Here is a 23,796-nt window from a genome sequence, read left to right as displayed (position 1 = left end):
GATAATTTCACTTATTTACTACTTACTAGCTCCGGAGAGTGACAGAAGAGGGATATGATTAATTTTTTTATTTAAAAAATCATACTTATCTTGTTAAGAACTGACATATCCCGAATACGCCACACACCATCTACACGAACCAATCCATACCTAACTAGCACCTTATCCTTCTCAGGTTCTGGGTCTTTTATCTGACCATTCTCATAATACTGTGTGATTTCAGTCACCGAAGCTTCTACCGCAGCGTGATTTGGGTCAGCATTATTTTTCTCCAAAGATTCTACTTTCACGCTATGCTCGTATTTCCGATAGCGGTTAGCTAATTTTTCCTGTTGTGCCCATCCCCGCCATCTTGTCAAGGATGAACCGACTAAAATATTCCCCAAACTATCAATCTCATGGTTGGGTCCGAAAGCTGCAGCTTTGGTATCTAGCCAAGCCTGAACCATTTCTGCGGCTGTGGTTTCATTCAGAGGTCCACCTGGTAATTGTGGTTTGCTATTTTGGTCGGGAATAGGGACTAGGGGTTGATTCAACTCAACTGATAACTGTTCGCCTTGCAAGGAGGGTCCAGGGTAAAACAGATGTTTGAACAATCCCATAGTTGCTGCCATCAACAACCACAACACCAATAGACTCGCCAAAGAAGCAAACATTATCCCCAAAAACCGGATTTGCGCTGGAGAAATACGGGCAAAAACTCGCTGACGATAAGTAGACCTATGACGGTTGTCTGAACCACCGGCTGAAGTGGTACGACTGCGTTTGCGCCTCCTTTGGGTTTGCCCTAGACTCTGTGCTGTCTCCGGTTTGGACCGACCATTCAAATTGTGGTAAGTTGCTCGAGATGTGGGGTTTGTGTTGGGAATTGGTGCTACTGGTGTTTCTGCATTTCCACTCCACCAAGTACCCGAACCAGAGGGTGATGTCGTATCACCCTGTGAGGAAAAGTTTGAAGAGTCAGGCTTTTTCGGGGTTGATGTGGCTGGTATTTCTGAGTTGGGAGTTTTTTGAGTTGGGAATTGTCCCTCAACCACTTGAAAATTGTTGCGCCGACTCCGACGAGTGGTTTGTGTTTGGGAAGACTGGCGGTTCATGACCGTCGCTTCATTTGTGGTTTGTGTTTGTGTGGGTAAAGCTTCTAAATAAGCTTGCACCTGTTGGTCGGCAAAATAATCTTTCAGGGAAGCTGGCTGTTCTACTAAATCTCGAAAGTTGGGAAACACTTCGTTTTGCAGCCAGCGTTCTCCGTATAAACACAGTCCTGGTAACAGGTCGGGAGAGTCTTGAGAATTTTCCCGAATAAAAGCTAGAGCCTCGTACTCTTGCGAAAGTTCTAAAGCACGGCTTGCTTCTTCTGTTTGCCCGAGCAAAAGCGCACACAGCGACTGTTCTAGATGGACATCTTGACGTCTCCCCAGGCGGAGCAGCATTTGCTTTGCCTGACGAATTAATGCGGGTTGGCGTTGAGTGAACCCCCGTGCTATTGAAGCATAAACGGCTAAATAAGTCGCGACTGCTGAGGGACGCTTGCTTTCACTTTCAAATAGTTTGTGCTGCTCTGCGACTGTCAGGTAGTTACGCAGTTGCTGAATAAATCGCAGAAAATCATCTATACTCAGACCAGATTTGTCGTTTCCAGTCCCATCAATCCCACCACGCTCATCTAAAATATCATGCAATAATTGCAACCCTTGTTTTCGTTCACTCGTCTGTTCTTCAGGGAGTGCGAGTAATTCCAAAATTCGATAAGGTCGCAATCTATACAAGTCAGACTGAATTTCTGCTCGAACGCTGGGGAATAACCCTTCGCGTGCTAGAAGTTCCTCTCCGGTTTCCAGGGAAATCGCAGCATTTTCGTAGTGACTTTGCTGCCATTGCTCCCGCCCCAGTTCCAAACAAGCAAGGGAAACCGTAAGCACAACGTCTGGACGTTCAGCAGCAGGAGAGGGAATTTCCGAAATCTCCTGTGTATCTCCTTGGAAACTCGCTGTTGTACCATTTCTATTAACCAGGTATGGACGACCCAGTTGTAGGACAAGCTCATATTCCCCAAGTTCTTGCAAAATCAACAAAGCACCAATTAATTCATCTTGGGAAATTTCGATACTTAGAGATTGAGAATCAATACGATCAAGCTTGCCTTGTTCGCGACTTTCAACAGCGACAGCGCCACCTTGAGTGGTGTCAGAACCATAGGCATGAGCAAGATAAAGCTGATCGTAGCTTTTGCGTTGTTTTGCGTCACAAAGAACAAGGTAAGCTTCTTCTATGAGGTTTCTTCGAGATGTAATTGCTGCTTGGGAATACTCACGGCGCGGCAATTGTACGACGCGATCGCCATATGCCTGCCGCAACTGTTCCTCACTTGCCGCCATCGGTATCCCTAAAATTCTGTAGTAATCTAGCGGAATGCGCACGGCTCACGTCCCCTGCAGCGCGATCAACATAATTCTCCTAGAGTATTCCAGCCTTGTAAAAAAGTGCCATAATAACATGTTGACCCCACACCACAAGTGTGTTTTGCAACAACTTTACTCGTATTTTTCCAAAAATCTAATCTTGCTATGGTACTAGTCTTTTCCCTTACCTGAGAAATCTCTAAACTTTTTAATAATCTTTTTATTTTTTCTGATATAATACTGCAACCTGCTTGATACACCAGAAACTTACCATAGCATTTTAGATAGCAACATAAATAATAATACTGGCCTTGCAAGAATATTTTTTTACTTTCTGTCCTAAATGTTTGACTTGACCATTCCTGGAGGTGGTTTAGAACCACTTTCTTCGGCATATGGTCAGAAAAGTACCGTTTGATAGGTTTGCTACGATAGAGCGAACCAAAGTATATCATAAGTTATTCTTTCATTACAAGAATCTACACAGAAATACTTACTTTCGCGACCATTTTTCTAAATTGTTAATAAATATGCAGAAAACTTGCTATTTTGCTTGGTAATCTAGAAACGAGGGTTGCCATACTACCTATTGCTGTAGAACGAGATGAACCACAGCAGTGAATCAAGTTTGATTATTGACTCCTTTAAACGCTATCTTTTTAAAAGCTTACGCTGAGCGAGCGCTACTTATCTCAAATCATAACTTTAAGTTTTACGACAGGAACACTCACAAAATAATGGTTCAAGAACGCACATTACCCAAATTTGATGCGGCTACAGTACAGATAACGAAAGAAGAAGGGTTGCTGTTGTACGAGGACATGGTACTAGGGCGCACCTTTGAAGATAAGTGTGCCGAAATGTACTACAGAGGCAAAATGTTTGGTTTTGTCCACCTGTATAATGGTCAGGAAGCCGTTTCCAGCGGTGTGATCAAAGGCGCGATGCGACCGGGTGAAGATTTTGTGTGCAGCACTTACCGCGACCACGTTCATGCTCTAAGTGCAGGAGTCCCGGCAAAAGAAGTCGTGGCAGAGTTATTTGGCAAAGCCACAGGGTGCAGCAAAGGACGTGGTGGATCGATGCATATGTTCTCTAAGGAACATCGGCTACTAGGTGGTTATGCTTTTGTGGCTGAGGGAATTCCTGTTGCTGCTGGGGCGGCTTTTCAGACGAAGTACCGCCGGGAAGCGTTAGGTGATCCAAACGCCGACCAAGTCAGCGCTTGCTTTTTTGGCGATGGTGCTGCTAATAACGGTCAGTTTTTCGAGACGCTAAATATGGCGGCGCTGTGGAAACTGCCAATACTTTTTGTAGTAGAAAATAACAAGTGGGCGATCGGCATGGCTCACGAACGGGCGACTTCCCAACCAGAGATTTACAAGAAAGCTAATGCATTTAACATGGTGGGTGTGGAAGTCGATGGTATGGATATCCTGGCGGTGCGAGCAGTAGCGCAGGAAGCCGTAGCCCGCGCCCGTGCAGGAGAAGGTCCCACGTTAATTGAAGCACTGACTTACCGCTTTCGGGGTCACTCTCTGGCTGATCCAGATGAATTGCGAAGCAAGGCTGAGAAAGAGTTTTGGTTTGCTCGTGACCCAATTAAGAAATTTGCTGCTTATTTGGTGGAGCAAAACTTGGTTTCCCATGAAGAACTTAAAGCAGTTGACCGTAAGATACAGCAACTCATCGACGAAGCCGTGAAATTCGCTGAAAATAGCCCCGAACCGGACCCCAGCGAGTTGTATCGCTTTGTGTTTGCGGAAGACGAATAATGTAGAGACGCGCTATAGCGCGTCTTTTAACTGGGGCTTCTTGCGAAAGAAGATGGACTGGATATGAAACCGCACTCTGTAGCAGATAAACGCAGATGAAAACAGATATAGCGCAATTCAATTGAATGAAGTAATTATTTCTCTGTTAGGATTTACGCAAAAATAGCCAAAAAGCTTAATTTATCGAACCGCCAAGCCTACCCTCGAGCGAAGCGAAGGGACGCCAAGAACGCGCCCGAATTCGTAGAGTGTGCGTAAGTCCTATCTGTGTCCATCTGTGTCCATCTGTGGTTCATTATTTCTTTGTGTATCTTACCCAATTGCAAACCACCATAATTATTAGCTTGTGCAAGAGGTTGAATGAATAAACAGTATATCCAAACAAATCAGTCCCGCCTTGAGGTTGTACCTGAAAGAGGTGGTATCATCACCAGCTGGCGCGTACAAAATCAAGAAGTTCTTTACCTGGACGAAGAACGCTTTGCTAATCCTCAATTAAGTGTCAGGGGTGGAATTCCAATTTTGTTTCCCATCTGCGGGAATTTACCTGATAATACTTACACCCTCAACGGCAAGCAATACACTCTCAAACAACATGGCTTTGCTCGTGATTTGCCTTGGGAAGTCGCGAATCAAGTGACTCAAGATAAGGATAGTCTCACCATAACTCTCAGCAGCAATGAGCAAACACGCGCAGTTTATCCTTTTGACTTTAAGCTCGCTTTTACTTATCAAATAGAGGGCAATACATTAGAAATCAAGCAGCAGTATACAAATCTTTCCACTGAACCAATGCCTTTTTCTACAGGATTTCATCCTTACTTTCTCACAGTGGATAAAACTCAACTCAAGTTTGAAATTCCCTCACAGGAGTACCAAGACCAAATAACCAAGGAAACTCACTCATTTAACGGGGATTTTGATTTTAACCGTGATGAAATTGATGTAGCCTTTAAGCAGCTCAGCAGTCAATCAGCTACAGTCACAGACCATGCTCGCAAACTGAAATTGACGCTGGAATATGACGATACATATTCCACTCTGGTCTTTTGGACTGTTAAAGGCAAAGACTATTACTGCGTGGAACCCTGGAGCGCTGCTCGCAACGCTATAAACACAGGTGAACATTTGACTGTGTTAAAGCCACAAGCCAGTCATACAGCAACTGTACGCCTGACAGCAAATTTTTTCTAAACCCCTTTACAAATCTCCATCAGGTTATGCTATGATGGCATAGTTGCAAATGACGGAACGGGTCGCTAACTCAACGGTAGAGTACTCGGCTTTTAACCGATTAGTTCCGGGTTCGAATCCCGGGCGACCCATAAAAAAATATATATTCAGTGGTTGATAAATGCGACCGCTTGTGAGTTTATCAACGGGCTTCTTTATCCCTGGTAACTGAAGGTACAAAACTAAGTCATCGAAATGATAGAGTAATTTGGGTAATGTCCACTTTAGTTTGCTTAAACTTTTTCAACATAGGTACCCATCACTAGTTATAATTTCCTATAAGCTTAAAATTCTATTAAGAATAGCGTATACATTACGTACGCTTGTCTCACCCACTAGCTGACAACCCTATTAGGAGGACTATCTATGGCGCTCGTACCTTTGCGGCTGCTGTTGGATCATGCAGCAGAAAATGGCTACGGCATACCAGCTTTCAACGTTAACAACTTGGAGCAGATTCAAGCTATTGTGCAAGCTGCCCAAGAGACAGATAGCCCCGTGATTTTGCAAGCTTCTCGTGGTGCTCGTAAGTATGCTGGTGAAAACTTCCTCCGCCACCTGATTTTGGCAGCGGTAGAAACCTACCCCCATATTCCCATTACCATGCACCAAGATCATGGTAATGAACCTGCTACCTGCTACTCAGCGATTAAAAACGGCTTTACCAGCGTAATGATGGATGGTTCGCTGGAAGCCGATGCCAAGACCCCCGCTAGCTACGAGTACAACGTTAACACGACCCGCGAAGTGGTGAAAGTGGCTCACTCGTTGGGCGTCAGCGTTGAAGGCGAACTCGGTTGCTTGGGTTCTTTGGAAACTGGTACGGGTGAAGCTGAAGATGGTCACGGTGCGGAAGGTGTACTTTCCCACGACCAACTTTTGACTGACCCAGACCAAGCAGTTGACTTCGTGGAGCAAACTCAGGTAGATGCTTTGGCGGTAGCTATTGGTACCAGCCACGGTGCTTACAAGTTTACCCGCAAGCCTACTGGGGAAATTTTGGCAATCAGCCGCATTGAAGAAATTCACCGCCGTTTGCCCAACACCCACTTGGTAATGCACGGTTCCTCCTCTGTACCCGAAGATTTGCTTGCGCTAATCAACCAGTACGGTGGTGCCATTCCCGAAACTTATGGCGTACCCGTGGAAGAAATCCAAAAAGGTATCAAGAGCGGTGTGCGTAAGGTGAATATTGACACCGACAACCGTCTGGCTATTACCGCTGCTGTGCGTGAAGCTTTGGCAGCAAATCCCAAGGAATTTGACCCCCGTCACTTCCTCAAGCCTTCTATCAAATATATGCAGAAGGTTTGTGTTGAGCGCTATCAGCAGTTTGGCACCGCTGGCAATGCTAGCAAGATTAAGCAGATTTCACTCGAAGACTTTGCTGCTAAGTATGCTAAGGGCGAACTTAACGCAGTCACAAAGAAAGCTGCGACCGTCTAGGTTTTGAGAATAAGTAAATAGGGACACTAGATAATTAGCGGTGTCCCTAAATCACTGAGGATTCTCTTTGCGTAGACACAACCGGGTAGTACTTAAGTTCCCCGGTTTTTTGTTTTATCTTGCACTAAAACGCAGGAAGGGGTGTTAGTCATTGACCCACCAGGTGCTAAAAGGGCAACTGCATGCGGGACAGGACGAGGTTCATAACGTACGAGAGATTCTCCTTGGTAAACCAAGGAAGTACTTTGACCTGAATCAACCATAACGACATCCTGTAACCCAGCTTTAACCAGTGCAACTCCCAAAGATATCGAGTCAACAGATTCCAGAGAAACACCGATAGTGGCTTGTTTATTTTGGTTAATACCCCAAAAAGCCCGATAACGCGCAGCATCAAAGTCAAATAGCTTGTTAAAACTACTTGCTTCCTGGGGTTGACCATCTTTGACTAACCACGCTGCAGCCACAAAAGCATCAGTGACTTCTGGCATTTCAGCTTGTATTCCTTCTAAAGTGTTGTGCTTGAGTGGATCGAAGGGAATGAAGCGCACTTCATGAGGACTAATCAGCACCAGAGGACGTGTAGCAATTTTCTGGATGTCCCAACTGTTGCCAGGAATGAATTGTTTTGTCACCTGGCTATACACTGGTCCGATCATCACATTGGAATTTAAAAATTTCATGGAGAAGAAACCCCCGTCTACAGCCGCAACAGCATTGGTGTTACTTTTAGCCAAAATCTCCTTAACTGTATAACGGCTATCTGCGTGGATGGTTATCGGTTTGCCACCTGAAACTAGGATGAGGGGAATTTTGTCAATCGTGATGTCAGTTCTTTGAACTGGACTTGCAAAGTTAAAGCCTATTTTCCAGCTTGGTAATTGCGAACCTCCCCAAGCTTGGGTTATGACATCTCTGATTCTGGATTGACCAAACCGGGAAACTGCCAATAAACTTTCTGATGCACCTGCAAACCGTTCATCCACATCATTCATGGTTAATGCTAGCTGATACCCTGCTGCTTGCACCATATTTGCAACTTGCACATCATATTTTCCAGCAGGGTATGTGAAGTAGCGAATGGGAATTCCCAAGTTTGCCTCCAAAGTTGCCTTAGACTCAACAACTTCTTTTTGAATTTGTTCTGGTGGCAAAACTGTTAAATCTGGTGGGTGACTGACAGTATGGGATGCAATTGTTACCAAGGGGTCAGCTGCCATTTCCTTGACTTGTTCCCAACTCACGTGAGTTCGACCAACGTTGTTGCCAATACCTTTTGTATAAATAGAAAATACAGCAGGGTAATTGTATTTTTTCAGCAAAGGGTAAACATACTGGTAATGCCCCCCGTAACCATCATCGAATGTCAACAGAACAGGTTTTTCTGGAAGTGGCATTCCAGTCTGCAAATGAGTCATCAGCTGGTCAAGACTGATGGGCGTCATACCATTCTCTTTCAGAGTCTGAAAATGCTCTTCTAATTCTTCTGGGGTGACATCAAAAAAGACTTCTTTTTTTGGTAAAATATCGTGATACATGAGAATGGGTACTCTTGCCTGCTTCGCCCGTTCATTAATGTTGGGCCAAGTACTACGATTCAGGAAGGCATAGACGTAGGGACCGACGGCTTCCACAATGTTTTCTAGTCCCCAATTAGGCTTACTCACCCAAGTGGATGCCAAAACAAAATTGCTAGCCAGCTGGGAAAGTTGGTTATTTACCCCTACATCATTGCTGCAAGCTTCACCGGTCGTTGTGGGAGTGCTTTTAGGCTCAGTATTTTTAGGCTCAGTATTTTTAGGCTCAGTATTTTTAGGCTCAGTATGTCTTGGAGGTGAACGACGAGCAACAGCTAGTTGCGGTAACAATCCTGAGACAGTAAACAATCCACAAATTAGGGCATGAAATATGCTTCGGGTAGGGAAATTAAAAAATATGTAATTCAGGATACGATTATTAAGGATTAGCTTCATACTTAACTTCCAGAACGCTTCCGCTCTGTGACGGTGTATTGACTCCACTTAGAGTGACGCTTACAGTGTTGGGAGCAGAAAGCCCATGAGGAACAGGCGCACAGCGCCGTATTCCGTACTTCAGGCATGGGACGGACAGATACCTAGGTCGGGAAACCCTCCTGCAGTACTGTCCTCATGAATGCGTAGCACCTTTAGGTGCCGTTAAACTTCTCTAGTGAGCGTACCCACTCACGAACCAAATCTGTCTTAGTTCGCTTTGTCTTTTCAGCATATTTTTCTAAAATCATCATTTCGGCTTTTGGCAATCTAACATTTAGGCGAACTTCTTCCATTCTTGTGAGTAAAATCTACTCACATATGCTATCATTGTTTTAGTGGGCAGGGTATTCAACCACTTAAAAAACCTAGAGCCCTTGGGCATCGCACCTTGAAAACTGAAGATAGGGGGTTCTACACAGGAATGCTTGTGTAGGTAAAATCTTCAAGCGCCAAGTACCAGAAAACCAAAGTTTATTGGTCGGAACAGTACGGTAGGGCATACCGGATCTGGCTTCTGCAATGGAGCAAAAAGCTTGCGGACAGACCCACCTCTGGCATAATTGGGAAACTAATTATGGTAAGTGGACTGGATGAACCAAGAATCCCATCGGCTTTAGCCGTGGGAGTGTCAAACTTTATTCCCTATTCGTTATAGGCAGAAGAGGCAAAAGTATCAAAAAAAGTTAATAAAACTATAAGGACGGCTTAAGCTTTACATCGGCAATTTTAAGTAGGTCGGTACAAATAAAGTTAACTCGTTAAGGCAGTCATTAGTCATTAGTCATTAGTCATTAGTAAGGGTTAGCAGCGTTTTTACATTTTTTAACGTAACTCTGTTTATTTCCACCTATCTAGTTACAGGCAGTTGATATTTGTTACCACGCTTAGGAAATTTAGGCGTTTCTGTTGGTTAGACTGAGGTTGATACCTGTTAAGTTCCTCTGTATTGGGGACTGGGGACTGGGGACTGGGGACTGGGGACTGGGGACTGGATACTCAAGACTTGCAACGCCGGAAAATTCTCAATTTCCCAGTCGGGCTTTGTTCCCCCGAACATAATTTTTCATGTGTTACAAAGGTTCCCAATCCCTAATCCCCAATCCCTAATCCCTAATCCCTAATCCCTAATCCCCTTCACACAAAGACACGGTGTTGTAGGCTAGGCATTTGACGACGGACTTGTTCTAGCCTTGAAGGGTTAATTTCGGCGATCGCCACTCCCGGCTGCTCACCAGCATCGGCTAAAATCGCTCCCCAAGGGTCTATAATCATGGCGTGTCCGTGAGTTTGGCGACGAGCGTAGTTGATTCCAGTTTGTGCTGGAGCAATAATATAGCAGGTATTTTCAATGGCACGCGCTTGCAGCAGGACTTGCCAATGGTCTTTGCCTGTGAAGGCAGTAAACGCAGCCGGTACAAATATGACATCCCCGTTTTTGTAAGCTATGTGTCGGTAGAGTTCAGGAAAGCGAACATCATAGCAAACTGATAACCCTATATTACCCAGTTCTTGCGAGAAGTGGACAGGCGGCAATTGCGTGCCAGCCATGACCGTAGTAGATTCTCGATAGGTGTTGCCGTCTGGAACGTTAACATCAAACAGGTGTACCTTTTGGTAACGCGCGAGTTCTTGACCACTTGGGTCGATGAGTAAGGCAGTGTTATAGACTCTATTGCTAGTGTGGTCTACAGGAACTGGAAAGCCACCACCTAGGATGGTGATTTGAAAACGCTGCGCCATCGTTTTCAGAAATGTTTCTGTTTCTTGGGCGATCGCCGAAGCTTGAGCAAGTTTTTCATTTTCTTCTCCCATGAAAGAGAAGTTTTCTGGCAAACCAATTAATTCAGCACCCTGACGCACGGCTAAATCGATGAATTCCTCTGCTTGTGCCAAGTTTTTTTGTAAATTGGACACACTCGTCATTTGAATAGCGGCGGCTAGATAAGACTTCATAAATTCAACAATGAATAATGTTGTGTGAGGTTGAAAACAGTTAAGCTACCACACAAAGAAAAGTTAACTTGTCCTCCACAAGTCTTGTGTGATGGAATCTTAACAATGGACAAAGCAACCGAGCTGGTTAAATCATTTAGTCCAACTGTACATTTGAGAGGATATATGCTGCACCGTAAAATTCCAGATTTTTCTGGTCAAAGCAACGCTAGACTTATCCCTGGTTTACGAGTAAAGCAGTCAACAAAGCTAAGTTTTAGATGAACTGTACATTACCAAAATATCTGGCGGCTGAGAAGCTGGTTGCCTTCAATTTAAGAAAAAACACTTTAGAATGGCTGTTATGACGGTAAAAGCAACCCGACTGGAGATATCTGCTGCGCGGAAGGGTGGGTGTTTGTTTCAACAAAAGTCAAAAAATGGCTGAACAACCCATGACACAAGGCTTTGAAGAGTTCATAACCAATTTACCATCCGCGCAATCTCTCAAAAGCTTGCCAAATAAAGGTTTTTGCTTGTATGATAAAACAGAATATTTTGAACCTATGTCCGAAAACGGTATGCTTTTACCGATTCGCGCAACTGAACCTAGAAAACTGAATACAGTAAGCGTTTCATATGCCAGCGGTTACAATTTCTACGAATCCCTATTAGGGATTGAAACAATACATCCGTTAGAATCCGAAGACTCTGCCATTAGCGTTACAATTTCTACGAATCCCTATTAGGGATTGAAACAGCTACTTAAATACAACGCATCCGGACTATAAGAGTTACAATTTCTACGAATCCCTATTAGGGATTGAAACTTAATCTTGAACTCTTTACCCTGTAATTCACCTGGGTGTTACAATTTCTACGAATCCCTATTAGGGATTGAAACACTATGAGGGAGAAGTTCAACTCAGGGCAACAAAGTTACAATTTCTACGAATCCCTATTAGGGATTGAAACAATACTTCTATCTATGAATCTGTGAATCGAACGTTGGTTACAATTTCTACGAATCCCTATTAGGGATTGAAACGCACTGTCACCAAAGCCCAGGTAATGTTCCCAATGTTACAATTTCTACGAATCCCTATTAGGGATTGAAACTGGCTCTCTCAACAAAAACCTAGCGGCAAGTACGAAGGGTGGCGTTACAATTTCTACGAATCCCTATTAGGGATTGAAACTCACAGGTAACTACGATGTACGCAAGCCAAACAGTTAAGGTTACAATTTCTACGAATCCCTATTAGGGATTGAAACAATTATGGCAGACATCACGAATCTCAATCAAATTGTTACAATTTCTACGAATCCCTATTAGGGATTGAAACGCCCATTGACAAAAGCGCTATATCCCTCGTCTTCTTGTTACAATTTCTACGAATCCCTATTAGGGATTGAAACGTAAATGCTGTAGCAAGTTGCCGTGTTCAAGCTAACAACGTTACAATTTCTACGAATCCCTATTAGGGATTGAAACAAACCAATCTTTTTCAGATCCAAAAACTGTAACACGGTTACAATTTCTACGAATCCCTATTAGGGATTGAAACATTGACATGATTCGTATTTAGCACTTCGCCTAAGGTTACAATTTCTACGAATCCCTATTAGGGATTGAAACATTTGAAGACAATCCTAAGTCTGCTTATTGTGGAGTTACAATTTCTACGAATCCCTATTAGGGATTGAAACCCTCAAGTCCTCACTCCAAAAACTTGCCAAACTGGTTACAATTTCTACGAATCCCTATTAGGGATTGAAACATACTTGCAGAAAAAGCACTAAAGGTTGCTATTTCAGTTACAATTTCTACGAATCCCTATTAGGGATTGAAACACAAAATTGCTGGTCTACAATAGACTTCTTGCAAAAGTCTTTTTCTTATACCAATTCTCCATGAAGATGCACTTAATCTTTATTAAACGAACCGCCAAGACGCCAAGTACGCCAAGAGTGAAAGAGTAAGTATTAAGTGCAAGTTTACAGAGAATTGGTATTAGTGTTCTTCTTTGCGTCTTTGCGCCTTTGCGCGAGACAAAATAAGATTTATGCAAGAGGTCTAATTGTATCTGTGGTTTGAAGTTACAATTTCTACGAATCCTTATTAGGGAAACCTACAGTAAATTCAAAAATTATTAATTATTTTTGAATTTTGAATTTTGAATTTTAGCGAAGCGAGAGTCAGGTGGATAATAAGTTCAATTTTTCAGCAATGTACGCTCCGACAACGGCTTCCGAACATTTATTTTTCCACCAATTCAAAGATTCCTGGTGTTTTTCTTGCATGAGTTGCTTGTTTGTAAGCAGCTTTTTTAGTATCTCCTCTAATTCGCCCCAATCTTTTATCTGAATAGCAGGTGATCCATCTAAAAACCATCGTGGAGGTAAAACTTCCGTTACTAAGATGCAACCATATCTCATTCCTTCAAACAAGCGAATGGTTTCAAACGAAGTACCTCTAGGGACAATGCATATTTTGGTATTCATCATTCTTTCAGAATAGCTGTTTCCACCTTCATTCATTGAATAATGAAAACCAGGAGTGATTGATAATTCAATTTTATATTCAGGATATTTTTCCTTGAAACTATTTAAACTTGATACCATTAATTTTCGAGAAAGGGTTTTTGGAGTTCCCAACCAGTACTTCAAAGACCATACAGGTAATGGTACCTGAACTAAGCTGCCAGCAAAAAAAAGTTCATAGGGGCGTGCTTCTATATCCTTGATTGGCAAATCCTTTGAGTTGCCATAGCCCTGTGGAACATCGTAGATAGGTGGAATTTTGGCTGTACAGGATAGCAAACTCTTAAACTTGTAAAACTGATAATTTACCACCCAAGGCAGGCGTAAAACTAAGATTCTGAGAAATTGAATCAGTGTCAAAAGGTTTATCAAAGAAGGCTTGAGGAGGGGATTACATCCAAGTATTGGAGATATGCCAAGGCACTTAAATACAGCCTTTACCTTGTGAAAATACTTTGGTATGCGACACCATTCATCTCCCAGTACAACAGCAACAACATTTTGTCCATATGATGGGAGTTCATCAATTTCGTCCCAAGTTATATAAAATATTAAACCGCTGATCTTCAAACTTTTTTCCATAGCTTGGAACACTTTAGTATAATAATCACTTAAACCGAGTTCGCTCGGTGGATTAGGATCGTATATATTCCAAGGAATTGGCTTTTGGTCTCGTTTTATGTAGATATAGTAATGATTGGATGGCTTAATTTCAGACATAGGGCTGAAGTTATAAAAACGTATAGAGTACAAATAATCGGAAGGCTTAACGGTTAATCCCCTGACATCTCAAAAATGGTGAAAAAAGTTTAATAAACACCAAAAAATTTTGACTTTTCAGACATCCTCTAAGCTCTGAGGGGTTGAAAGCCATAGACAGCGGTAGTTGCACGGATATTGAAGGGCGCAAGCTAATAGCTTCCCAATATTAGCCCATTGACACTCCCCTGGTTGAACAAATTTCGCATCGCTCATTTGTTCGGAAACCGAGGGGATTCTACACTCTTCCTCGTTACTTGCTCAAGCAGGCTTTCACCAACCAGAGTAGAGGACGAGTCCTGTAGCGTTACTTCGGGATTGCCCATCCCTAGCTTTTGCAAGATTGAGAATATTTATTGCTGCGTTCACGTCTCTATGAAGGTACGACCCACAGTTACACTTATGGGTACGAGTTGAAAGAGACTTTTTCACAACTGTACCGCAATCACTACATTTTTGAGATGTCATTTTAGGATTGACGGCAACAACTGTGGTTCCAAATTTAGCAGCAAAATATTCCAACCAACGACGAAAAGTAGACCAAGCTACATCATTAATAGACTTGGCGAGCCTTTGATTTTTTACCATACCTTTCACATTTAAATCTTCATAGGCGACTAAGCTGTTAAGCTTGCACAAGTTACGCGCGAGTCTCTTCGCGTGTTCATTCCTCTGCCTATTTACTCTTAAATGCTTTTTTGCATATCCGGCTCGCGCTTTCCTACGTTGATTCTTTCCTTTTTCTTTCTTATATATCTGGCGTTGAGCGTGTTTTATTGCTTTTTCGGCTTTCCTTAAAAACCTTGGGTTCTCCTCATGATGTCCGTTCGAGTCAGAGTAGAAAAACTCAAGTCCAACATCAAGACCCAACTCACCGTTACTTGTTCTCTGCTCAGGTTTAACTTCAATATCAACCGCAAATTGGCAGTAGTAACCGTCAGATTTACGAACTAATCGAACACGCTTAATTACCTTTTGAGGGTAGCTGTGAATATCCCACTTTCCTAACAATCTGACTTCACCTATACCTTTTTTGTCCGTAAAGGTGATGCGTCGTTTTGTAGGATGTAGTGACCAGCCACTGGTTTTATACTCAACAGAACGGTTGTCTTTTTGAAAGCGGGGGAAGCCTTTTTTACCTGGTTTCTTAGACTTACAGTTACTGTAAAATCTGTCAATGGCACTCCAGGCTCTTTCTGTTGCAGCCTGACAAGCCATTGAGTTTAATTCCTCAACAAACTTAAAGTCTTTTCGCAGTGCTGTTGAATAGTTGTTTAGAGCTATTCTATTAATTTTTTGCTCACTGGAAGCATCCATCCAATAACGAATAGCTTTATTTCTGATGAACTGAGTACTTCTAATAGCTTCATCGATAGCTTGATACTGTTGTTGCTTACCTTTAATTTTGTACTCTAAGACCAGCACTGCGTTATCACCTCCTATTTACGTAGTGTATAATACGACTATAACATAAAAAGTGAGATTGTGATGCCTAGAAAAAAGATTTATGGAGAGAAGAAAACCAAGTTAACACTAACTTTAACTCAAACAGCAAAAGACTGGCTTGAAAGCAAGCAAGTCGAATTAAGAGCTAATAGTTTGTCAGATACTATAGAAAGAATGGCAAGAGAAAACATCACGGTAGGCTAAAGCCTACATTGTGGCTTTTATCCCCGCCTTTAAAGCGCGGGGTTTTTAGCCTACCCCTTATAATTTGTTTTCAGCTAATGCCCCGCAACAATGTTGCGCGACAGCACTAGATCACAACAGCTTTCCTTGCTTCAGGATAGCTTGTCCTCTGCCATCTGCCTTTCTTTGGTAATTAAGGGTATTCCAACAAATAAATTATCCAATCTTGTGGATGGGGTTCTAGCCATTAGTGTCAATTTAAGGTGAAAGTCACTAAGCGACAATGCTTTGAGAGATTGCCTTGTTCCCAGTCAGAGGCTTGGAATACCATTGGGAGGCTCTGCCTCTGCCTTAAGAGCGGCAGAGCCGCTTAAACTGCATTTCCAGGTGGAACCTGGAAACGAGATTTTAGAAGAGTTTTGGCTTAAGTTGACATGTATGGCATCTGGTTCCCCCACTTTATAGGACGGACGCCAATCGTATCCCACAAGAAAAAGTTGGATATTTTTTTATTTGCAAGTCCTTAAGCAGCTGCTTGTGCAATTAATTGGTTAGCAACCTGCTGTGCCAAGTTAATCGGAATTGCAAATCCCAGTCCTTGGGCACCTTGAATAATAGCAGTGTTCACACCAATGACTTGTCCTCGTTGATTTAGCAGCGGTCCACCTGAGTTACCAGGGTTAATAGCAGCATCGGTTTGAATAAAGCCAACTTCGCGATTTCGGGAACCTAATGCACGACTCGTGCGGTCTGTTGCACTGATAATGCCTACAGTCACGGTGTTGTCTAAACCGAGAGGATTACCAATGGCGATCGCCCATTCTCCAGGTTTCAACTGATCGGAATTACCAAGACTCACAACCGGCAGATTATTAGCCTGAATTTGGACAACAGCTAGATCCGTTGCTCTATCTTGTCCTAATACTCGACCTGTGAAACTACGACCGTTTTTCAAAGTGACGCTGACTGTGTCTGCTCCACCAACAACGTGAGCGTTTGTCAGAATCAGACCATTCGACCTAATAATAAACCCTGAACCGGTACCTCTGGCTACTCTTCTACCATAGGTATATGGATTTCTTACAGTGCGTGTAGAGTCAATCCGCACGACAGCAGATCCGGTTCTTTCTACCGCAGAGGAAACAAAGTTACTATCTGTGTTGCCAATTGGTGCAGAAGGTAATTGAGCAATTGGTTGCTGAGATAGCACTGGATTTGTGGGCATGAAATGTGCGCCCAACATAGCCGTTGCAGCTCCAAGTGACACCAAAGACAAATTAGTGAGAGACTTCTTCAAAGAAAAAAGAAAAGACATTTTAGATTTCCTATAAATGAGGATGGTTTGACACAGAATCATTGGAGACAAAAGCCGTTTTCCTCACCCACGTTCCTTAGCTAGCGTTAACAATCCGCTTGATAAGATCCAGCCCTACCTGAGTCGTTTCATTTAACAGTTTTGGGTCTACCTTTTTATCATTTGGCGTGTGGTAGTTCGGCTCATTACCTCGGTAAAAGAATAGAACTGGCACGTTTTTATCAGCAAACGATGCATGGTCGCTACCGCCAGATGAGCCAAAGGTTTTCACTTTAGGGTCAATATTTCGAGCAAATGTCGTTAAAGATGACGTACCACCAATTCCTAACTGGTTGTTGACGCCAACCATATCGAAATTGACCATAGCTTTTAGCCCTGACAGAAACTGCGATTCAGCCTTATTGACAAAAGCCCGCGAACCGTGCAAGCCGTCTTCTTCACCATCAAAGGCGATGAACCAGGCTTGACGAGCAGTCGGTGTATTAGATAGATTACGGGCAAGAGCCAGGACAACTGCTGTTCCCGAAGCATTATCGTTTGCTCCCGGAGAACCAGGTACTGAGTCGTAATGCCCACCTAGAATAATTTTGGGTTGAGTCACTCCTGCAAGATGTGCTATAATATTACGTCCAGTCACAACACGTCGTTGCGCATTCACATTCAAACTGACATTCAGCGGGACACTTTGCGCGCGTTGAATTAAGGGATTACCTTGCTGACCAGAAAGCCCCAGTACAGGAATTTTCACCTCCTCGCCAAGCGTTCCGTACACATCACCTTGTCGATTGTTGACAATCACCAAACCCACAGCCCCAGCAGCAGCAGCATTTTTCGCTTTTTCAGAAAAACGAATCTCACCGCGCCGGACAATGGCGATCGCCCCCTTAACATTCACAGCAGCAAAATCAGCTTTGCGTCCGACATTAGGAACCACTACCAGTGGCGCATTCAATTTTCCTGCAACTGTCCCATTGAGTGCTTTGCCTTCAACCGTTGCTTTATCAATACTCAGGTTTGAGCCTAAGTCTTGAAACTTTGAATAAGTAAAAGTTTGAACTTCAGCTACATAACCAGCTTTGCGGTACTGTTCAATTAGATAAGCGCTTGCCTTTTCCATGACTGGTGTCCCAGCGACTCGCGGACCAAGATTCACTAAAGCTTGTACATCTGTAAAGGTACGGTTGGACTCTTGAGCCTCAACAGCTTCTTGAGTACGATTTGGCTGGGCAATGCAAGCTGTAGGAAGTCCAACCAAAACAGCTACCAGCGCCGTTTGTAACCATGATTTTGCTAATGTCTTAAATAAAAAAATTGATGGAAATTTCGTGTTCGTCACCTTTGTACCTACAGCTATGAATCGCAGGTTTTTAAACGTAAGCAATCAGGCGACCACAAATAATCACACCAGTCCAAAGTACAAGGGAAATGACTGCGATCGCTCTAACCACCGCTGGAGTTCTCACACCCCGGTTCCAGAACTTAACCGATTTAAAAGCCACTTTATGAAAAAAAGCCGCATTCACCCCAGCAGCGCACAACAGCAAAAGCTTCAGGCGAAAAGCTGGATTTGCTGCTATTTGGGTTGCATCCACTGCAAACATGAGAAAACCTGATAGCACGACAACAGCAAAACTTAAGAAAGACCAAGGCAAGAGGTATCGTGCTATATCTGTCACCAACAGGTGGCGGGAGAAACCAAGTAACCTAAAATCGAACAGAGCAACTGAGCCAAAGACAATGGCTAGACCAAGAATGTGTGTCGTTGAAATAATTGGGTAAAGCCATAGCCACTGGCGAATCAGTGAGGACAAGGCACTGTTTTCTAACCACAGCCACCAGGTTGTATCAGCAATGTGCATCAGCGCAGTTCTACTGTTTGCTTACCTATAGTAATTCGCTCTGCTCGCATTTCATTAACATCCGTGCGATGAGGGTAGCCTACTAACCTCACTTGCTGTCCAACCTGCAAAGCGCTTTGGGGTAGCCCACGTCTCTGCAATCGGGCAGGTGGTGCAAGGACTGCTTGCCACACTTTATTATCATCTGTTTTCACTTCTATTGTGGTGTGCGGATTCCCATAACTGATATTCTGGATTTCACCAGAGAGGTTCAGCGTTTGTTCGTTGTTGTACTCACTCCAACCGTGATGTGCGCTAGCATTTTCAGTTGCAGAAGCTAGGAAAGTCGCAATTGTTGCTGCAGTTAGCGCAGCGTGCATAAATCCTTTTTTAACCATGGCTTTGTTTACTTGTTGCTGATTATCCATGATTCCATTCCTGCTTTTGTTAAGTTTTCGTCTGGAGTTCTGAGTAAAAAGTGTCACGGTAATTTTTTGGTCTTCTGTACTAAGCACTCACAACTGTTGTGGTCAATTCACCACTACAGTCTTTCCACCAATCGTGATTTGCGACGCTCCCATTTCGTTGGAACGATTGTAAGCCGGCCATCCTACCACAGTTGCAGTGGAGCCTACCTTGAGAACGCTCTGGGTTAATCCTTGCCACTGCGCCTGAGTCGGTGATGGCAAGTCAATCTTCCAAACTTGCTTCGAGCGACCAGTTGTTTGAAGTTGCATACGAATGTGGGGACTCGTATATCTGACTGCTTTAATCACCCCTGTGATTGTCCGTGGATTTCCCATATCATAGTTTGTGTAATAGCCGTGATGTGCTGCTACTTGTCCAGGAAAAGCAAGGCTCGCAACTACAGTAATTATGGCTACCCAAAACAACTTAGAGCGTGCAATCATACGTTTGGCGGTGTTAAGTTTGGAGAAATTTAGGTGTGTACAAGAACCCCACCCCCAACCCCTCCTCCGCAGTCGCCTCAACGGGGGGAACCCCCGCACGGCGCTGCTCTCCGCAAGCAGGGAGGGGAGCGTACACTGGCGGGGTGCGGTTTACGGTTATTGTGAATGATAAACCAATCATGGTATGACAGACCTTTGATATTCTTGTTATTTCTTAGTGTGATGGACAAGTATGACAAAAAAATGTCAGTGCCTCTGGGTAAAGATAAAAAATTGGGCGTTGCTGATTTGAAGTATGAATCCAAGTGTAGAGACGTGACGCCAGTCGCCTAGGTCGGGAAACCCTCCTGCAGCGCTGGCTCACCATGGTACGTCTCTACAAGGGTTTAGAATCACACGACATCTTTTTCATACATGAATTCAGCAACGCCAAAAATTGAATTCCTCACTCCCCAATCCCCAATCCCTAATCCCTCTACTTCAGAGGTAGTTCAATTTGAAAGGTAGAACCTTGCCCAAGCACACTTTTGGCACTAATGTGTCCTCGGTGAGCTTGCACAATTTGTTGGGCGATCGCTAATCCTAAACCAAAGCCACCTGTTTGACGCGATCGCGCTGTATCTACACGATAAAACCGTTCAAAGATATGAGGTAAATCTTCCTCCGGAATGCCAATGCCGTTATCTTCCACCTGAATAATGGCTCGCTGGGATTGTGCCAGCAATCTTAGTGCAACTGTACCATCAAGAGGAGTGTACTTCAAAGCATTGCTAAGTAAATTTACAATCGCCTGTTTTAACAAATCTGGATCGGCTTTGAGGTTAACAGGTGACTGGGGTAAGTGAAAAGTAAAATTTAGGTTTTGTGCAACTGCTAGTTGTTGATACTCTTGGGCTATAGTTTGCAGTAGTCCAACAAGGTCTATAGTCTTTAAAACCGTGTTATTCAGCGGTCCATCCTGACGAGCAAGAAACAACAGATTATTAATGAGATTGCTCATTGATTTAGCAATCTCCGTAATATTTTCTAGACGAAAACGCTGCTCTAATTCATCCTGTGGAGGCATTAAAGCCACTTGTGCATTACTTAAAATCGCAGCCACAGGAGCACGTAACTCATGAGAAGCATCAGCAGTGAAGCGTTGTAGTTGTTCGTATGCCCGACGAGTTGGTTGCATAGCAAGTCCCCCCAGAAACCAACCAGTAATACCTATCGTCCCTAAAGTTGCTGGTAAAGCCAGTGTTAGAAATAACCTTGCTTTATCTAAGTTTTTACGTAAAGGAGTTAGAGGAACAGCCACTTGAATATAGCCAGTCAACACATTATTTTGTATAATTGGCAACGTCAATTCTCGAAACCATTCTTTGCTAGTCGTTACCCCATTTCGATTCTTACTGATTTGAATAGTTTGAAAACCAGGAGCAACAGTTAATTTTCTCGAACCAGACACACCAGTAGAATCAACTAATTCTCCATTGAATTTGTACAACCGAACATACGCAAAGCCATTATTGATTGGTGGTACTGGATCACCAAAAATTGGCACGTCCCTTCGCTCAATCTGGCGTCGTTTGTTATACAGCTTATATAATGGATTTATCGCAATCGTTTTGCTATCAGAATACAATCTTTCATCAAAAGCCTGAAGCTGCTGCTGAACAATCAGGTAATACGCTATACCAGCAAATGCGATGAGGATGCTCCCCATCGATATTGTAAATAAGTAAGCTAAATTGCGACGGCTACGAACAAACATAATTAGTCATTAGTCATTAGTCATTAGTCATTAGTCATTAGTTCTCCCTCATCCCCCTCATCCCCCTCATCCCCCTCATCTCCCTCATCCCCCTCATCCCCCTCATCTCCCTCATCCCCCTCATCCCCCTCATCCCCCTCATCCCCTCATCTCATTTTTCCGGAACATTAAGCCGATAACCCATACCATAAACATTTTCCAGCCAATCTTTTGCTCCAACTGTTTGCAGGCGCTGTCGCAGTCGGCGCACTAGTGTTGTCACAGCATTACTTTCTGGTTCTGTCCCCCATCCCCAAAGAGCCTGTTCTATTTGATTGTGAGATAAAATCTGACGAGGATGACGCATCAGATATTCCATCAGTTGAAATTCTCGACCAGATAATTGAGATGTGAGTTGATTTCGCTCAAGAGTTAGGTTATTCAAATCGAGATGTAAATCTGCTAATGTAAGTTTGTCTCCTTGCCAAAGTGGGGAGCGCCTTCTCAAAGCTCGCACCCTTGCTAGCAGTTCGACAATATCAACTGGTTTCACCAAGTAATCATCTGCTCCCGCGTCTAAACCATAAACTTTATCTAATGTTGTGTCCTTAGCAGTCAGCATCAGTACTGGGGAAGTTTTCCCAATGCGTCGATATTCCTGACAAAGGTCAACCCCACTCACTTTAGGAAGCATCCAGTCTAAGATCAATAAGTCATAATCTTTCTGAGATAACAGCCACTGAGCCGTTTCTCCATCTTCTATAGCATCAATGGTATGTCCTGCTTTGGTAAGCGCAGCTCGCAGTGGCTCTAATTGGGCTAGGTCATCTTCCACCAGTAAAATTAACATAGGGCGATCGCTAAGAAAAGTTTTTTCTTGATCTTAGTGTGCGTAGTATCTGTGACGTGAAGCTACTTAATTTATGCTCCAATCCCGATGGTTGAAGATTTTGCGTTCTTTGGGGTTAGAGTTTTGGCTACCCCTACCACTGCTTGGATTAGCTTTTTGGGTGGGGGGTGGATTTCTGATGGATAGAATATTGAGCCGCTCTCATCAACCAACGAATCCCTTGAAGGTTGAGACATTATCAGCCAAGCAATCGAGAACTATTGTACTGTCAATTACAGCTCAAATAAAAAAGCATCAAGGTGTTTCAAGAGTCAGAGTTAAGACAGCTTCCAAAGCACTCAAAGAACTAGAATTTGAATTTCCTGTAACAGAACTTAATCAAGTGGAAGCAGCAGTTAGCCAAGAGTTACGATTGCCAATCGATGATGTGAGAAAGTTGATGCGCTTTGAAACGGAAAATGGTGATGGAATGAGGGAGTGAGGGAGGGAGGGAGGGAGGGAGTGAGGGGGATGAGGGTTCCGGAGGGCGATGAGGGGGATGAGGGAGGGAGAGAGGGAGAACTAATGACTAATGACTAATGACAAAGATGTAGAGACGCGCCATGGCGCGTCTCTACAATGACTAATGACTAATGACTAATGTTTTTTTCAAATTTTTGAAGTATTCAAATATACTATAACAACGAGAACAGTTATAAGCTTTTTCATCGCATTTGCCATGACCCAGACCGCCCTCAATAGATTTTGGGAGCTTCTATTCGGAGCGATCGCCCTCAAAGAGGAAGCCTTTGGGCTGATTCAATCGCTACCCCAAGGTACAATAGCAGCCTTATACATTGTACTGATTGCTGGGTTTTCTCAGGCGCTGGGTCAAGGGACGGTGCTATTCGTCAACCGAGTCAAACCGCTTCGCTTTTTTCTGAGTCTGTTGATTGGGTCTGTGTTATTTGTATTCACCGTTTTGTTTTGGGGTTTAAGTACATGGTTGGTGTGCCTTGTACTATTCAAGGTTAATATCCCGTATCACATCATTTGGTCTACGCTGGGATTTGCCTACGCACCGCTGATGTTGAGTTTTTTAGTCGCCTTGCCTTATTTGGGTGTGCCAATTCAAGTCTTGCTTTCTATTTGGACACTGTTAGCATTTGTAATGGGCTTGCGCGTCGCCCTTGGTCTTAGTATTTGGCAAGCGCTTTGGTGCAGTGTGTTGGGATGGCTTGTATTTCAAATTGTACAGCGCACCATTGGACGACCAGTTGCAATAGTTGGCAAGTGGCTGTCTAATACAGTCGCAGGGACACGGCTGGTTACAGATATGCAAGGACTGGAACAACTTCTGCAAGCAGGACCGCAGATGTTACGTAGAGATAACCAAACTAACGCTGGTGATAGAGACAACGGGGAGGTATAAG

General features: G+C 43.5%; 20 protein-coding genes, 1 tRNA gene, 1 pseudogene and 1 CRISPR repeat array. Of the genes and pseudogenes, 8 read left to right on the top strand and 14 right to left on the bottom strand.

The features are described from left to right. Positions 1-71: 71 nt before the first annotated feature. Positions 72-2,420 carry an IMS domain-containing protein gene (locus ACM0OZ_RS37620; protein ID WP_414587945.1) on the bottom strand — a complete coding sequence of 783 codons (2,349 nt, stop codon included), beginning with the start codon at positions 2,418-2,420 and terminating at the stop codon, positions 72-74. Positions 2,421-2,443: 23 nt separating this feature from the next. Beyond that, complete coding sequence (locus ACM0OZ_RS37615; protein ID WP_414587944.1) at positions 2,444-2,797, bottom strand: hypothetical protein; 354 nt, start codon at positions 2,795-2,797, stop codon at positions 2,444-2,446. Positions 2,798-3,139: 342 nt separating this feature from the next. Here ACM0OZ_RS37615 and pdhA point away from each other — a divergent pair, with 342 nt between their 5' ends. The 4 genes from pdhA (at position 3,140) to fba (ending at position 6,856) form a co-directional block, all read left to right on the top strand. Then, positions 3,140-4,177 (top strand): pyruvate dehydrogenase (acetyl-transferring) E1 component subunit alpha, encoded by a 1,038-nt coding sequence (gene pdhA / locus ACM0OZ_RS37610; RefSeq protein ID WP_414587943.1) that lies wholly within the window; start codon positions 3,140-3,142, stop codon positions 4,175-4,177. A gap of 360 nt (positions 4,178-4,537) precedes the next feature. Further along, positions 4,538-5,371, top strand: a complete 834-nt coding sequence (locus ACM0OZ_RS37605; protein WP_414587942.1) for an aldose epimerase — start codon at positions 4,538-4,540, stop codon at positions 5,369-5,371. Positions 5,372-5,430: 59 nt separating this feature from the next. Beyond that, positions 5,431-5,502, top strand: a tRNA-Lys gene (locus ACM0OZ_RS37600). A 274-nt stretch (positions 5,503-5,776) separates the two neighbouring features. After that, a complete protein-coding gene (gene fba / locus ACM0OZ_RS37595) occupies positions 5,777-6,856 on the top strand; it encodes a class II fructose-bisphosphate aldolase (protein WP_041035195.1) in 1,080 nt (359 codons plus the stop codon). Positions 6,857-6,948: 92 nt separating this feature from the next. Here fba and ACM0OZ_RS37590 read toward each other — a convergent pair whose 3' ends face one another. From ACM0OZ_RS37590 to ACM0OZ_RS37570, 5 genes and pseudogenes are all read right to left on the bottom strand, one after another. After that, positions 6,949-8,829, bottom strand: coding sequence for a polysaccharide deacetylase family protein (locus tag ACM0OZ_RS37590; protein WP_414587941.1), 1,881 nt, complete (start codon positions 8,827-8,829; stop codon positions 6,949-6,951). Positions 8,830-9,023: 194 nt separating this feature from the next. Beyond that, positions 9,024-9,164 (bottom strand): ribbon-helix-helix protein, CopG family, encoded by a 141-nt coding sequence (locus tag ACM0OZ_RS37585; RefSeq protein ID WP_414587940.1) that lies wholly within the window; start codon positions 9,162-9,164, stop codon positions 9,024-9,026. A gap of 841 nt (positions 9,165-10,005) precedes the next feature. After that, positions 10,006-10,824: a carbon-nitrogen hydrolase family protein gene (locus ACM0OZ_RS37580; protein ID WP_414587939.1), complete on the bottom strand. Its 819-nt coding sequence runs from the start codon at positions 10,822-10,824 to the stop codon at positions 10,006-10,008. Positions 10,825-11,451: 627 nt separating this feature from the next. Then, positions 11,452-12,657: direct repeats of the CRISPR family, unit length 37 nt; unit sequence GTTACAATTTCTACGAATCCCTATTAGGGATTGAAAC. Between the two features lie 345 nt (positions 12,658-13,002). Then, positions 13,003-14,067: a glycosyltransferase family 1 protein gene (locus tag ACM0OZ_RS37575; protein WP_414587938.1), complete on the bottom strand. Its 1,065-nt coding sequence runs from the start codon at positions 14,065-14,067 to the stop codon at positions 13,003-13,005. 251 nt (positions 14,068-14,318) lie between these two features. Next, positions 14,319-15,531 (bottom strand): annotated as a pseudogene (locus ACM0OZ_RS37570) (RNA-guided endonuclease InsQ/TnpB family protein). A gap of 63 nt (positions 15,532-15,594) precedes the next feature. On the opposite strand from ACM0OZ_RS37570, the gene ACM0OZ_RS37565 reads away from it, so the two are divergent. Then, entirely contained in the window at positions 15,595-15,756 is a 162-nt protein-coding gene (locus tag ACM0OZ_RS37565; protein WP_414587937.1) for a hypothetical protein, read from the top strand. 502 nt (positions 15,757-16,258) lie between these two features. Here ACM0OZ_RS37565 and ACM0OZ_RS37560 read toward each other — a convergent pair. The 5 genes from ACM0OZ_RS37560 to ACM0OZ_RS37540 form a co-directional block, all read right to left on the bottom strand. Further along, entirely contained in the window at positions 16,259-17,050 is a 792-nt protein-coding gene (locus ACM0OZ_RS37560) for a trypsin-like peptidase domain-containing protein (RefSeq protein WP_414587936.1), read from the bottom strand. A 76-nt stretch (positions 17,051-17,126) separates the two neighbouring features. Next, entirely contained in the window at positions 17,127-18,386 is a 1,260-nt protein-coding gene (locus ACM0OZ_RS37555; RefSeq protein ID WP_414587935.1) for a M28 family peptidase, read from the bottom strand. 31 nt (positions 18,387-18,417) lie between these two features. Further along, a complete protein-coding gene (locus ACM0OZ_RS37550; protein WP_414587934.1) occupies positions 18,418-18,909 on the bottom strand; it encodes a DUF6644 family protein in 492 nt (163 codons plus the stop codon). Continuing rightward, positions 18,909-19,316, bottom strand: a complete 408-nt coding sequence (locus ACM0OZ_RS37545) for a DUF6152 family protein (RefSeq protein WP_414587933.1) — start codon at positions 19,314-19,316, stop codon at positions 18,909-18,911. The genes ACM0OZ_RS37550 and ACM0OZ_RS37545 overlap by 1 nt, the downstream gene beginning before the upstream one ends. 102 nt (positions 19,317-19,418) lie before the next feature. Next, positions 19,419-19,799: a DUF6152 family protein gene (locus ACM0OZ_RS37540; RefSeq protein WP_414587931.1), complete on the bottom strand. Its 381-nt coding sequence runs from the start codon at positions 19,797-19,799 to the stop codon at positions 19,419-19,421. A 165-nt stretch (positions 19,800-19,964) separates the two neighbouring features. Between ACM0OZ_RS37540 and ACM0OZ_RS37535 the strand changes: the two genes are divergently transcribed. Continuing rightward, on the top strand, positions 19,965-20,132 hold the full coding sequence (locus ACM0OZ_RS37535) for a hypothetical protein (RefSeq protein ID WP_414587930.1): 168 nt from the start codon (positions 19,965-19,967) through the stop codon (positions 20,130-20,132). Between the two features lie 142 nt (positions 20,133-20,274). On the opposite strand, the gene ACM0OZ_RS37530 is transcribed toward ACM0OZ_RS37535, so the two are convergent. Both ACM0OZ_RS37530 and ACM0OZ_RS37525 read right to left on the bottom strand, forming a co-directional pair. Continuing rightward, positions 20,275-21,555 carry a sensor histidine kinase gene (locus ACM0OZ_RS37530; protein WP_414587929.1) on the bottom strand — a complete coding sequence of 427 codons (1,281 nt, stop codon included), beginning with the start codon at positions 21,553-21,555 and terminating at the stop codon, positions 20,275-20,277. Between the two features lie 151 nt (positions 21,556-21,706). Next, complete coding sequence (locus tag ACM0OZ_RS37525; protein ID WP_414587928.1) at positions 21,707-22,384, bottom strand: response regulator transcription factor; 678 nt, start codon at positions 22,382-22,384, stop codon at positions 21,707-21,709. Between the two features lie 73 nt (positions 22,385-22,457). On the opposite strand from ACM0OZ_RS37525, the gene ACM0OZ_RS37520 reads away from it, so the two are divergent. Together ACM0OZ_RS37520 and ACM0OZ_RS37515 are read left to right on the top strand one after the other, a co-directional pair. Further along, positions 22,458-22,865, top strand: a complete 408-nt coding sequence (locus ACM0OZ_RS37520) for a hypothetical protein (protein ID WP_414587927.1) — start codon at positions 22,458-22,460, stop codon at positions 22,863-22,865. 237 nt (positions 22,866-23,102) lie between these two features. Continuing rightward, a complete protein-coding gene (locus tag ACM0OZ_RS37515) occupies positions 23,103-23,795 on the top strand; it encodes a hypothetical protein (RefSeq protein WP_414587926.1) in 693 nt (230 codons plus the stop codon). The last annotated feature ends 1 nt before the right edge of the window (position 23,796 follow it).

This window comes from Scytonema sp. PCC 10023, assembly GCF_963920835.1.
Classification (GTDB): Bacteria; Cyanobacteriota; Cyanobacteriia; order Cyanobacteriales; family Nostocaceae; genus Kalymmatonema.
This window is presented reverse-complemented; position numbering and strand designations above follow the sequence as displayed.